This is a genomic window from Clostridium sp. CM038 (assembly GCF_055081105.1).
On the sequence record NZ_CM143651.1, the window covers coordinates 1,220,572 to 1,233,260 of the forward strand.

The 12,689-nt window shown below is 31.9% G+C and carries 11 protein-coding genes; all 11 read left to right on the forward strand.

Features of this window, described 5'->3' with window-relative positions; translation table 11 throughout:
• The first annotated feature begins 24 nt into the window (after positions 1-24).
• Positions 25-489: a glycine/sarcosine/betaine reductase complex selenoprotein A gene (gene grdA / locus ACWJKS_RS05515; RefSeq protein WP_165413475.1), complete on the forward strand. Its 465-nt coding sequence runs from the start codon at positions 25-27 to the stop codon at positions 487-489.
• Positions 490-539: 50 nt separating this feature from the next.
• Entirely contained in the window at positions 540-1,844 is a 1,305-nt protein-coding gene (gene grdB / locus ACWJKS_RS05520; RefSeq protein ID WP_165413476.1) for a glycine reductase complex selenoprotein B, read from the forward strand.
• Positions 1,845-1,930: 86 nt separating this feature from the next.
• Entirely contained in the window at positions 1,931-3,466 is a 1,536-nt protein-coding gene (gene grdC / locus ACWJKS_RS05525; protein ID WP_462960650.1) for a glycine/sarcosine/betaine reductase complex component C subunit beta, read from the forward strand.
• Between the two features lie 32 nt (positions 3,467-3,498).
• Complete coding sequence (grdD, locus tag ACWJKS_RS05530; RefSeq protein ID WP_462960651.1) at positions 3,499-4,656, forward strand: glycine/sarcosine/betaine reductase complex component C subunit alpha; 1,158 nt, start codon at positions 3,499-3,501, stop codon at positions 4,654-4,656.
• A gap of 140 nt (positions 4,657-4,796) precedes the next feature.
• A complete protein-coding gene (locus tag ACWJKS_RS05535; protein WP_462960652.1) occupies positions 4,797-5,612 on the forward strand; it encodes an alpha/beta fold hydrolase in 816 nt (271 codons plus the stop codon).
• Positions 5,613-5,903: 291 nt separating this feature from the next.
• Positions 5,904-7,208 (forward strand): HAD family hydrolase, encoded by a 1,305-nt coding sequence (locus tag ACWJKS_RS05540; RefSeq protein ID WP_462960653.1) that lies wholly within the window; start codon positions 5,904-5,906, stop codon positions 7,206-7,208.
• Between the two features lie 191 nt (positions 7,209-7,399).
• Positions 7,400-8,140: a hypothetical protein gene (locus ACWJKS_RS05545; RefSeq protein WP_462960654.1), complete on the forward strand. Its 741-nt coding sequence runs from the start codon at positions 7,400-7,402 to the stop codon at positions 8,138-8,140.
• Positions 8,141-8,239: 99 nt separating this feature from the next.
• The gene (locus ACWJKS_RS05550; RefSeq protein WP_462960655.1) at positions 8,240-9,094 is read left to right on the forward strand and encodes a hypothetical protein; all 855 of its coding nucleotides are present in this window, start codon (positions 8,240-8,242) and stop codon (positions 9,092-9,094) included.
• Positions 9,095-9,312: 218 nt separating this feature from the next.
• Positions 9,313-9,741, forward strand: a complete 429-nt coding sequence (locus ACWJKS_RS05555) for a hypothetical protein (protein WP_462960656.1) — start codon at positions 9,313-9,315, stop codon at positions 9,739-9,741.
• 452 nt (positions 9,742-10,193) lie between these two features.
• Complete coding sequence (locus ACWJKS_RS05560; protein WP_165414190.1) at positions 10,194-11,225, forward strand: PocR ligand-binding domain-containing protein; 1,032 nt, start codon at positions 10,194-10,196, stop codon at positions 11,223-11,225.
• A gap of 270 nt (positions 11,226-11,495) precedes the next feature.
• Complete coding sequence (locus ACWJKS_RS05565) at positions 11,496-12,653, forward strand: iron-containing alcohol dehydrogenase (RefSeq protein WP_462960657.1); 1,158 nt, start codon at positions 11,496-11,498, stop codon at positions 12,651-12,653.
• The last annotated feature ends 36 nt before the right edge of the window (positions 12,654-12,689 follow it).

The following is a 12,689-nucleotide window of genomic DNA, read 5'->3' on the forward strand; positions in this document are numbered from 1 at the left end:
TTTTTTATAGAAAGGATGATATAAATGTTAAAAGGTAAAAAAGTAATTGCTATAGGTGATAGAGATGGAATACCAGGTCAAGCAATCGAAGAAAGCGTAAAAACTGCAGGAGCAGAAGTAATATTTGCTTCAACAGAATGCTTTGTCTGAACTGCCGCTGGTGCTATGGATCTGGAGATCCAAAAAAGAGTTAAAGAATTAGCAGACAAGAATGGTGCAGAAAACATTGTAGTTATACTTGGTGGAGCAGAAGCAGAAGCTTCAGGACTTTCAGCTGAAACAGTAGCTGCAGGGGACCCTACATTTGCAGGCCCACTTGCAGGAATTGAACTTGGTCTTGCTGTTTATCATATGATTGAGCCAGAAATAAAGGATGAATGTGATGCGACGGTTTATGATGAGCAGTGTGGAATGATGGAAATGGTTCTAGACGTTGACGATATAATTAAGGAAGTAAAGACAATAAGAGATGAGTTTTCAAAATATTAATTTTAAGTTTAAAAAGTAAATTCAAAATATGAGAAAAGGGGGAAACCCAATTGATTAAGGTAGTTCATTATATAAATCAGTTTTATGCTGGTATAGGCGGAGAAGAAGAGGCAAATTATAAACCAGAAGTAAGAGAAGGTTTCGTTGGTCCTGGAATGGGGCTAAACAAAATTTTTAAAGGTGAAGCTGAAATAGTTGCTACTGTTATTTGCGGAGATTCATATTTCAATGAAAATCTAGAAAAAGCAAAAGCTGAAGTAATTGAAATGATAAAAAGTTACAACCCTGATTTAGTAATTGCAGGCCCAGCTTTCAATGCAGGAAGATACGGAATGGCATGTGGTGCTGTTGCAAAAGAAGTTAAAGAAAAATTAAATGTTCCTGTGCTTACAGCAATGTATATTGAAAATCCTGGTGCTGATATATATAAAAAGGACGCATATATTATTGAGACTAGAAATAGTGCGGTTGGCATGAGGCAAGCTCTTCCCGCTATGGTAAAGCTTGGTTTAAAACTTGTTCACGGTGAAGAAATAGGATCACCTGCAGAGGAAGGTTATATTGAAAGAGGAATAAGAAAGAATTATTTTGATACAGTTAGAGGTTCAAAAAGAGCAGTTAATATGCTCGTTAAGAAGCTTAAAGGAGAGGAATTTGCAACTGAGTTTGTAATGCCTGTATTTGATAGGGTAGAGCCAAATGCAGCTATAAAAGACATAACCAAAGCTAAAATTGCATTAGTTACATCAGGTGGAATAGTTCCAAAAGGTAACCCTGACCATATTGAATCCTCAAGCGCTTCAAAGTTTGGTAAATATGACATTTTCGGTGTTGACGATTTAACAGAGGCGACATATGAAACTGCACATGGTGGATTTGATCCAACTTATGCCAATTCTGATTGTGATAGGGTTCTTCCAGTAGATGTATTAAGACAAATGGAAAAAGAAGAAAAAATAGGTTCGCTTCACAGATATTTTTATTCTACGGTTGGAAATGGTACATCCGTTGCCAATTCAAAGAAATTTGGAGCACAAATTGTAAAGGAATTGTTAGCTGATGGTGTGGATGCTGTTATATTAACGTCAACATGAGGAACTTGTACACGTTGCGGTGCAACACTCGTTAAAGAAATAGAGCGTGGAGGACTTCCAGTAGTCCACATGTGCACAGTAGTTCCAATTTCACTTACAGTTGGAGCAAATAGAATAGTACCGACAATAGCTATCCCACATCCACTAGGAAACCCTAGTTTAGAGAAGGAAGCTGAAATGAAGCTTAGATATAAACTGGTAGCTAAAGCACTTAAAGCATTAGAAACCCAAGTTGATGGGCAAAAGGTTTTTGAAGAATAAAACTATTATTAAAAAGTGCAAAAGTGAAGATATTTATCTTCACTTTTGTTAATTAAAATAAAGGAATATAAAGGAGGAATGAAATAATGAGCTTTCCAGTAGTTAAAAAAGCATCTTATATTCTTATTAACACTCCAGATATGGTAATGCATTGCGGAACAACAGCTGCAGTTGAGAGAAAAAACAATCCGGATTCAGAATTCTTAAAAGAGGCAAAAAATCATTTAAGAACTTTTGAGGATGTAGTAGCATATCCTCCTAATCAAACTTATATAGGTAACATAATTCCAGAGGAACTTTTAGAAATTAAAAGACCTTGGAACAATTCAAAAATTGAAGGTGCTCAAAAAGCAGGAAAATTCGGAGAAATAATGCCCCAGGATGAATTTTACGGATTGCTTAAGGTTTCAGATGTATTTGATTTAGTAGTATTAGAAAAAGGTTTTACGCAAAGTGTTAGAGAAAAATTTGCTGCTCATGAATTACTTAACGTAAAAGTTGAAGCACTTGGCGTTGGAGAGGACATAGCTATCATAAAAGAATTAGTTGATACTCAAGATGCAGAAGGATTGTATCTTGGTGATGATCTAATTGGGTGTGTAAAAAAAGCTCATGATGTAGATATAAATCTTTCAGCACATGTTATGCTTGAAAACCTTGCTGTTAAGGCTTCAGGTGTCCTTGCATTAATGCAGTTAGTTAAACTTACTGGAATTGATGTAAGTGAAGTTGATTACTTAATTGAATGTTCTGAAGAAGCAGTAGGAGATATGAATCAAAGAGGCGGAGGCAATCTTGCCAAAGCATGTGGTGAAATTGCTGGTATTAAAGGAGCGACTGGTATTGACATGAGAGGTTTTTGCGCGGCACCAGTTCATGCAATAATAAATGCTTCCGCTCTAGTAAAATCAGGTATCTTTAAAAATGTTATAGTTTTTGCAGGAGGATGTACTTCAAAGCTTGGAATGAATGGACGAGACCATGTAAAAAAAGGACTTCCAATCCTTGAGGATTGCCTTGGAGGATTTGCATTACTTATAACAGAAAATGATGGCATAAGCCCTGAAATAAGAACAGACATCATTGGAAAACATACAATTGGAGATGGCTCGGCACCTCAAGCTGTGCTTGAAGCTTTAGTATTAAAACCATTAACTAATGCCGGAATGAAAATAACTGACGTTGATAAATACGCTCCAGAACTTCAAACTCCCGATATCACGGAACCTGCAGGAGCTGGAGATGTACCAACTCAAAACTATAAAATGATTGGCGCTCTTGCTGTTAAAAACGGACAATTAGACAGAAAAGAACTTCCAAGCTTTGTATTAAAGCATGGCTATCCAGGATTTGCTCCAACACAAGGACATATTCCATCAGCAGTTCCAATAGTTGGACATGGAATTAATGCAATATTGGATGGGAGAATGAATAATTTTATGTTAATTGGAAAAGGAAGCTTGTTCCTTGGAAGGATGACTAATTTGTTTGATGGAGTTTCAGTACTTATACAAAAAAATTCTGGAAAGCAAGATGATGTAGCTGAAGTTTCAAATGAAGAACTAAAGCTTATGATAGCGGAAAGCATGAAAAAATTTGCTGAAATGATGATGAACGAATAGTTGAGTCTTGATATAGTAAGGAGAGTGATCTTATGGGAAACATAAAAACAAAAAAGGCCATAGCGGAGGCTTTCAATGAAATAGCAGATGGTATTAAAAGTGGAAGCTTTAAAAAGAGAATTAAAATAGGATTAACAACATATGGCTCAGAGCATGGTATTTCTGAAATGTTAAAAGCATGCATACTAGCATCAAAAAAGTATGGCAGCTTTGATATTGTACTGATAGGTGAAAAGATTGACTGTGAATTTGAAGTAGTTGAAGTAGCTTCTGCAGAAGACGGGCACAATAAAATGTTGAAACTTTTGGAGGAAGGAAAAATCCAGGGTTGTGTTACCCAACATTTTAATTTTCCAATAGGAGTTTCTACAGTGGGGATGGCTGTTACTCCAGCAAAAGGACGCGATATAATAATAGCTACGACCACAGGTGCTACTTCAACTAATAGAGTAGAAGCCATGTTGAAAAATGCTATAGGTGGAATTGCAGTTGCAAAAGCTACAGGAATAAAAAATCCTAAAGTAGGAATTTTAAATATTGATGGAGCGAGGGAAGTTGAAAGAAACTTAGGTGAATTAAAAAAGTCTGGTTATAATTTTGAATTTGCAGATTCGTTAAGAGCAGATGGTGGACCAATGATGAGAGGTAATGATGTACTTGCAGGAACTCCAGATGTACTGGTTTGCGATTCACTTACTGGAAACCTTCTTATTAAAATGCTTTCATCTTATACAACTGGCGGGGATTATGAAACTTCAGGTTATGGATATGGTCCAGGAGTTGGAGAAAACTATGATAAACTTATTAATATAATATCAAGGGCCTCTGGCGCACCTCTTATTTGTGAAGCACTTAAATATTGTTTTGAGTGTGCACAAAATGATCTTATGATTGTAGCTGAAAATGAATATAAAGCTGCAGAAAAAGCTGGAATTAAAAAGTTAATTGATGGGATACTAAGTAAAAGTGAAAAATCATCAGAAGAAAAAGTTGCACTCCCTCCAAAGGAAGTAGTTACTTTTGCTATACCAGGTATAGACATTTTAGAACTCGATGATGCATGTGCTGCCCTTTGGAAGGAAGGCATATACTGCGAAAGTGGAATGGGTTGTACTGGACCTGTATTAATGATAAACGAGAAAAATTCTGAGAATAGCACAAAGATACTTGTAAAATGTGGTTATAAATAAAAAATATTAGTTATAGAGAAGAAGGAGGCGTAGCAAACAATGTTATGCCTCTTTTTTTTTTATGAATGTACAACTTTAATTAACATAATTATTTCTAATAGAATAGTATATGAATGTAAGATTATTATTGGAGGTATTTAGTGGGATATTATATTAGAGTAGAAGAAAATGTAAAGATCTATGTAGAGGATATTAACCCTAAGGGTGAAAAGACAATAGTGTTTCTTCACGGTTGGCCCGGAAGTCATAAGTTGTTTGAATATCAGTTTAATGAACTTCCAAAGATGGGATACCGGTGTATCGGTATAGATCAGAGGGGATTCGGTGAATCCGATAAACCGTTCGAAGGCTATGACTACGATAGATTATCAGACGATGTTCGAGGTGTAGTAGATGCACTTAAATTAAAGAATTTTACACTAGCGGGGCACTCCACAGGAGGAGCAATTGCTATTAGATACATGTCCAGGCACAATGAATACGGGGTATCCAAACTAGCTCTTTTTGCAGCAGCAGCACCAAGCCTTATCCAGCGTCCATATTTTCCTTACGGATTGAAAGAGGAAGTTGTCAAAGATATGATTAAGGAAACATATAATGATCGACCTAAAATGTTGAGGGGATTTGGAGACATGTTTTTCTTCCAGCATATAACCCAGGCATTTTCAGATTGGATTTTTCAATTGGGGCTACAAGCAGCAGGTTGGGCCACTGCGGCAACTTCAACCAGTTGGCTCGGCGAGGAACGTTTATTTTTTGATCTTTCTAAAATAAGTGTTCCAACTTTAATTCTTCATGGTATTCATGACAAAGTCTGTCTCTTCCCATTAGGGCAGGCACAAAGACAAGGCATTAAAAATTCTAAACTTGTACCATTTGAATTCAGTGGCCACGCATTATTCTATGATGAGAAAGATAGATTTAACAAAGAATTGGCTTTATTTATTGAGGAGTAAGAAATTTAAAAGAGGCAATGGTTGAGTATGATGGATAGGCTTTTAATACGTTAAGAAGTATCTTAATTAACTAAGATACTTCTTTCTTATAATTACACGAGGTTCATAACCTGGAGTGAAAAAGAACATTGGTAATCTGGGCTAGTGACTGCACCGAGCATGAGTGATTTGATTTTAAAATTATTGTTGACGATACTTAATGATGATGTTATTATAGGCATATAATGTATGGACCATTTTTTTGGTATATAGTACATAAAACATAATAAATTACTAAATAAAGGAAGTGTAATGATGAACAAACAAAAGGTATTGACAATCGCTACGCTCGTATGCTTGACTATAGGTACTTTCGCTGGGTGTGGTGCTGAAGTTCCTAAAGGTACTAATGTTAGCACTTTACAGCAAGGCTCGATTAAACAATTACAAAAAAACAATTGGTCTGAAAATAACTATAATAAGATAAATAAATTAATTGTTGAGAATGGAATTAATAGTCCAGGCTATAACAAGGATAAGAGGCCATACTTAGTTTCTGATTGGGACAATACTACTGCGTTTAATGACGCAGAAGAGACATTGTTGATGTATCAATTAAGAAATTTAGAATTCAAAATGACCCCTGAGAAATTTGCTGAGGTAATCCGCACAAACATACCTAAAGATAATTTCGCTAAGGAATGTAACAATAAAGATGGAAAACCTGTAAATATTGATTTAATTGCACAGGACATAAATTCTGATTATGAATATCTTTATAAAAATTACAAAGGTCTTGCAGGTGAAAAATCTTTAGATGAAATAAAGGTAACTCCTGAATATCAAAACTTTGTAGCAAAAACAAGATACCTGTATGAAGCTATTGGTGAGAGTTTTAGTTCAGATATAAGTTATCCTTGGGTTACTTATTTGTTTACTGGAATGAATGAAAAGGAAGCAAGAATTTTAGCTCGAAAATCATTGGACTTTAATTTAGCTGACACAGTATCAAAAGAGACGATACAAAGTTTAAGCTCTGCACCTGGTAAGGCAGGAGTAGTTTCAGTTACAGTCACACATGGTCTGAGATCATTTCAAGAACAGCAAGATTTATACAAAACTTTAATGTCAAATGGTATTGATGTATATATATGTTCAGCGTCATTTGTAGACTTAGTAAAAGAATTTGCTTCAAATCCTAATTATGGGTACAATATTCCTGAACAAAATGTACTAGCTATGGAATTAGAAAGAGATGATAATGGAATAATTAAAAATGAATTTAGAAAAGGATATGACCAAACTCAAAGTATCGGAAAAACTAAAACTATTGAAAAGTTCTTAGTATCTAAATATGGGTATGAACCTATAATGGTTTCTGGAGACAGTGACGGAGACGTTTATATGTTAAAAGACTTTAAAACTACTAAATTAGGATTAGTGTTAAATAGAGTCAAGGGCGGCAAAACAGGAGAAATAAGTAAAATTGCATCTGAAACAATAGGTAAAGATAATGAAAAATACTTATTGCAAGGAATAGACGAAAACTTAGGACAATTTAGACCATCAGAAAAATCTGTATTATTCAACCAACACGAAGAAAAATTAATAAAATAGATTTTAATACCTCAAGAAGTATCTTAATTAACTAAGATACTTCTTTCTTATGATGCAGATTTCCTTTAAACCTTTATGGGTGAAATAAGGAAGTATATCTATTAGAAAAAAATCAGAATTTAGAAGGAGTGTAGATACATCTGTAGAAATTATAGTTAAGGTAAAATTGTGTTGCATGAGGGGGATAAATTATGGAATGGATTAAAATAGAAAGTGATAATTATATATTTAATTATCATGTTGGTTCTATTGCAGAAAAGGACATAGAAGAAATAATCGACATACAGGAAACTTGTTATGATTTTATTTGTAACTGTTTAACTACTAAAATGGGAACTAAAATTAAATACTATTTATGTGAGTCTTCTATAGAAGTTGGCAAATTGTATGGAGACAATGAACCATGCAATGGATTTGCCCGTGAACCAAATGAAATATATGCTGTATATAATAAAAAAGTTAAGTGTGTAGGATTTCATGAAGATGCACATATAATTTCATATAATATATCAATGCCGCCTCAAACATTTATAAGAGAAGGACTGGCAATGTGTTTTGACAAAGTTTCCTTGGGTATACCTAATTACAGTTGGGTAAAATTTTTTATTGATAATGATTTGTATGCAAATATAGAAGATTTAGTAATTGATGAAAATTTTTATAAGTATAGTGATTTAATAACTTATCCTATTGCTGGGGCATTTGTAGATTATCTTATTTCATTTTTTGGTATCGACAAATTCAAGCTATTCTATTGTTCACTAAAAGAAGAGGATTTTAAAGTGAATTTTTTTGAAATATTCAATATCACCCTATCTAATGCAAATAGAAAGTTTATTAAATATATTAATAGTATAGGAAATAATAATGCTATTTCTAATATAATAAAAGGTGAATTAGAAGAACGAAATCTCTTAAAATTAGTAAAATGATATAACACGTATGGGCATGGAACTCTAGTCTTGATAATATGGAAATTTTTAAAGGAATCTATTAATTTTGGGATTCCTTTAATTAATAGGAGAATTTATATGGAAAATAAAACAATGAATTTTGCAATTAAGCAAATGAAATCTGATAAAATAAATGAAATATTTAATCAAGAACCCTTTTTTGAAGAGTATTTTAAAGTGTTTTGTGGGAATAAACCATTTGACAAAAATATTATTAATTCTATACAGCATGAGTTAGATATAAATAATGTAATTACATTATCTAACACCCTAATTAGTATATTTGAAAATAAAGCTAGTATCTTATCCAAAATTGAAATCAAAAATGATATTGGTTTAATTATTTTTATTGGAGATGGTAAAATAGATGGTCATAGTATTATTTTAAATAATTCATCTTATGTTTTTGTTGATATAAAAGCAATTATTTCACGTTCTAATAAAAATTATGATTTAGATGTTTTTCTATCTCACGAAATAATTCATGCAGTACATTATGATTTAAATAAAGAGTTCTATTTAAAAAACTATAATTCAACAGAGGATAAATATTTGAAAACATTAATTGTAGAAGGCGTGGCTACATATATAAGTATGTTTATATTTGGAATATCAGAAAATTTAGGATATTGGTTTGGATTTTTAGAAAATGATGAAGTTAATGAATGGGTTTATAATTGTAAAAAAATGAAAACAGCTATAGGGATAAATCTTAAAGGATTAATTGCTTATAAAAAATTTGATAAGAATATATATGATAAATTATTTTGTATTAAATCTAAAAAAATTACTTTTTATAGAATAGGATATTATTATGGTTGTGAAATAATAAAGAATATATGTTATGAAAATAATATTAATGAAGTGTTTAGACTTGGATTCAGTGATATTAAAGAATATATAAATCATTATTTTGAAATTGTAATAATATAGATGGAAATTTTTATTGTTGCCATTGAGAAAAGTAACATAACTTATCATTACTATTAAATAATTTTGCATAACTTTCATAGTTCAATGTTTTTAAAATGGAGAAACCTTTTAAAACTATCCAATTTAAGGTAATGATGGTATGATTGTATAGGTGTTTTGTGTCGTAATAGTTAAATATTTTCAAGAAATATTAATGTACAAAAAGGAGGTTGATAACAATGGAAAGAAAGAAAAAAATTATAATTGGATGTATACTAATTTGTTTAGTTTGTATCATTGGAGCTTATAAGTATGTAAATATTAATCAAAAGAATAACTTTAAGATAAGTCAAGTAAGTTGGAATGGCGACACAAAAAATTGGACTGATAATACTCAAAATAACATTTATGATATTAAATTTGAAATATTTGATGGAATAGATTTAAAAGAGATAACTTCTGAAAAATCTACTTATGCTATGAAAATTAATTCTACTGCTGAGAAGGGGGAATTAAAAATTAAGATTTATAACGATAAAAAAATATTATTTGAAAAAAATGGAACTATGAATAAAACTATAACAATTTCAAATGATGATAGTAAAAATGTAAAGATTGAAATTATAGGAAAAAAGGCTAAAGGTCATATTAAAATTAAACTAACATAAAAAAAATGGTGTATCACAATTTTCTTTAAATGTAAGTTCTAATACCAGGTACTTTCTATCATGTGATATATATAAGTTTATATAATGGATTATATTATTTTAGAGTAAATGAAACCCAATAAGGGCATACTTTTAGTTATGTTCTTTATGGGTTTTTTATTATATGAAATTTGGGGAGGGATTTTCATTAAAATAACTAATATAAAAAAACTGCGTTAAGAACGGTGAATAGTGTGGTGATGTTATAGTAGAAATACACACTGATATAGGTAATTAATAAAAATTAGCTTCTATTTTTTTGTTTTTGATGGTAATATACTTATATAGAAAAATAGTCGTAAAAAAAGCACAAAATATTTCTATTTGGACTTTTTCTAAGATTCAAAACGTATAATGTGAAATTTAGAGATGATTTAATTATAATACCCTTATAAATGAATGGAGGAAGTATTTTGCGGAATGGTTTCTTGCATCTAGATAATATTATTAATGTAGATAATTTTCAAAAAATCCAGGATAATATAGCGGAGGTAACCGGCATTGCTATGGTGACGGTTGATTATAAAGGGAAAAGGATTACTACACATAGTAAGTGTAGTGAATTTTGTAAATTTGTAAGATTGCATCTAGACGTGGGTCACCTTTGTGAAAAATGTGACGCTAGAGGAGGACTCGAGGCTGCTAGATTACAACAACCATATCTATATATATGTCATGTAGGTGTAATAGACCTTGCAATTCCTATTGTAATAGATGGACAATACTTTGGTGCGGTAATGGCAGGACAAGTTATTATTAAAGATGAAGAAAAGGAAGATTTAGAACAAATAGTTAACAATAAATATTTTAATATGGAATTAGAAAAAGAAGGCGAACTTAAAGTTTTATATGAAAAGTTACCTATGATGACTTTGGACAGGGTTAAATCTGTCGCTAACATGATTTTTCATATTAGTAACTATATTGTAGAAGAAGCCTTATTAAAAATAACTTCAAATAAACATAATGATAAAATTTTAACTGTGGGTTCATTTAAGACGACAAATTTACAATTTAAAAAGGCTAATAAAGTGAAAACAGTGGAAGAAAATTTAAAGAATAATGTTAACTTAGATTTTAGTGAAGATAAAAATAATATAAAATGTGAGAACAAATGCGATATTATTTTAAAACCAGCATTAGATTATATACAAAAGAATTATAGGTACGCAATTACCCTTAATGGTATGGCATCCTTGTGTAACATTAGTCCTAGTTATTTTAGTAAGCTTTTTAAAAAAAGTATTGGAGATAATTTCTCGAGTTATATAAATAAAGTGAGAATTAAAAAAGCTAAAGAGTTGCTTGAGGCGTCTGATGTCCCAGTAAGCAATTTAGCATTGGATTTAGGGTTTGAGGATTGTGGTTATTTTATAAAAGTATTTAAAAAGATTGAAGGGGTAACCCCGGCGGTTTATAGAAATGAATATAATGTAGAAAAATAGCACTAGGCTAAAACTAGTGCTATTTTTTTCGTGTAAAACACTAAATGCGACAAATTACTGTGGGAATTTACATAAAGTGAGCAATGTTTTTCTACAAGAATGCAATATTTTTCAATGAAAATTTAATTATACAAGCTTATACTTTAGATAGTTAGTAAATTAACAAGGGTTGTGTTAACAGTGAAGAAAATGTTAATATCACCTTAAAATAGAGTTCAGGTTACAATTCAACAAATTACAATGTTTAAAAAAACTAAGGAGGAATAATATATGAGAATGTATGATTATTTAGCACCAGCGGTTAACTTTATGGGAGCAGGAGCTGTAAAAGTAGTAGGCGAAAGAGCTAAAATTTTAGGTGGAAAAAAAGCGTTAATAGTGACTGATAAGTTTCTTCGTAGTCTTCCGGGCGGTGCAGTAGCACAAGTTGAACTTTCATTAAAGGAAGCAGGAATTAGTTTTGTATTCTATGATGATGTTGAACCAAATCCTAAGGATAGAAACGCAATTGCAGGCGTAAAAATATTTAAAGATGAAAAATGTGACATGATTATTACAGTTGGTGGCGGAAGCTCACATGACTGCGGTAAGGGAATCGGTATATTGGCAACTCATCCAGGAGAATTAGTTGACTATGCAGGTATAGAAACTCTTGCAAATCCACTTCCTCCAATCATTGCTGTTAATACAACAGCTGGAACAGCTAGTGAAGTTACTCGTCACTGCGTTATTACAAATACTAAAGCTAATATTAAATTTGTTATAGTTAGTTGGAGAAACTTACCATCAGTTTCAATCAATGACCCACTAACAATGGTTGGAAAACCTGCAGGACTTACAGCTGCAACTGGTATGGATGCTTTGACTCATGCTATAGAAGCATACGTTTCAAAGGATGCTAATCCTGTTACAGATGCTGCTGCTATCCAAGCTATTAAATTAATATCAAACAACTTACGACAAGCTTATGCACTAGGAGAAAACTTAGTGGCTAGAGAAAATATGTGTTATGCTTCACTGCTTGCTGGTATGGCATTCAATAATGCTAACTTAGGTTATGTACATGCAATGGCTCACCAATTAGGTGGACTTTATGATATGCCTCATGGAGTAGCTAACGCTATATTACTTCCATTCGTTGAAAAATGGAACGTTATTTCAAATCCACAGAAATTTGCTGATATAGCAGAATTCATGGGTGAAAATATACAAGGACTTTCAGTACTAGATGCAGCTCAGAAATCTATCGATGCTATGTTTAGACTTGCAAATGATGTTGGAATTCCAACTAACTTAAGATCACAAGGAGTTAAAGAAGAAGACCTCGAATATATGGCTGAATGGGCATTAAAAGATGGTAATGCATTCAGTAACCCAAGAAAAGGAAACAAGAAAGATATTGTTGAATTATTTAAATCAGCATTATAAATTTTCTTTAACGACATTTTTAAGGAAGATAATTTA

Coding starts and splice junctions, on each gene's coding strand:
- grdC (WP_462960650.1), top strand. CDS start 1,931: ATGAGCTTTCCAGTAGTTAAAAAAGCATCTTATATTCTTATTAACACT.
- grdD (WP_462960651.1), top strand. CDS start 3,499: ATGGGAAACATAAAAACAAAAAAGGCCATAGCGGAGGCTTTCAATGAA.
- ACWJKS_RS05540 (WP_462960653.1), top strand. CDS start 5,904: ATGATGAACAAACAAAAGGTATTGACAATCGCTACGCTCGTATGCTTG.
- ACWJKS_RS05545 (WP_462960654.1), top strand. CDS start 7,400: ATGGAATGGATTAAAATAGAAAGTGATAATTATATATTTAATTATCAT.
- ACWJKS_RS05550 (WP_462960655.1), top strand. CDS start 8,240: ATGGAAAATAAAACAATGAATTTTGCAATTAAGCAAATGAAATCTGAT.
- ACWJKS_RS05555 (WP_462960656.1), top strand. CDS start 9,313: ATGGAAAGAAAGAAAAAAATTATAATTGGATGTATACTAATTTGTTTA.
- ACWJKS_RS05565 (WP_462960657.1), top strand. CDS start 11,496: ATGAGAATGTATGATTATTTAGCACCAGCGGTTAACTTTATGGGAGCA.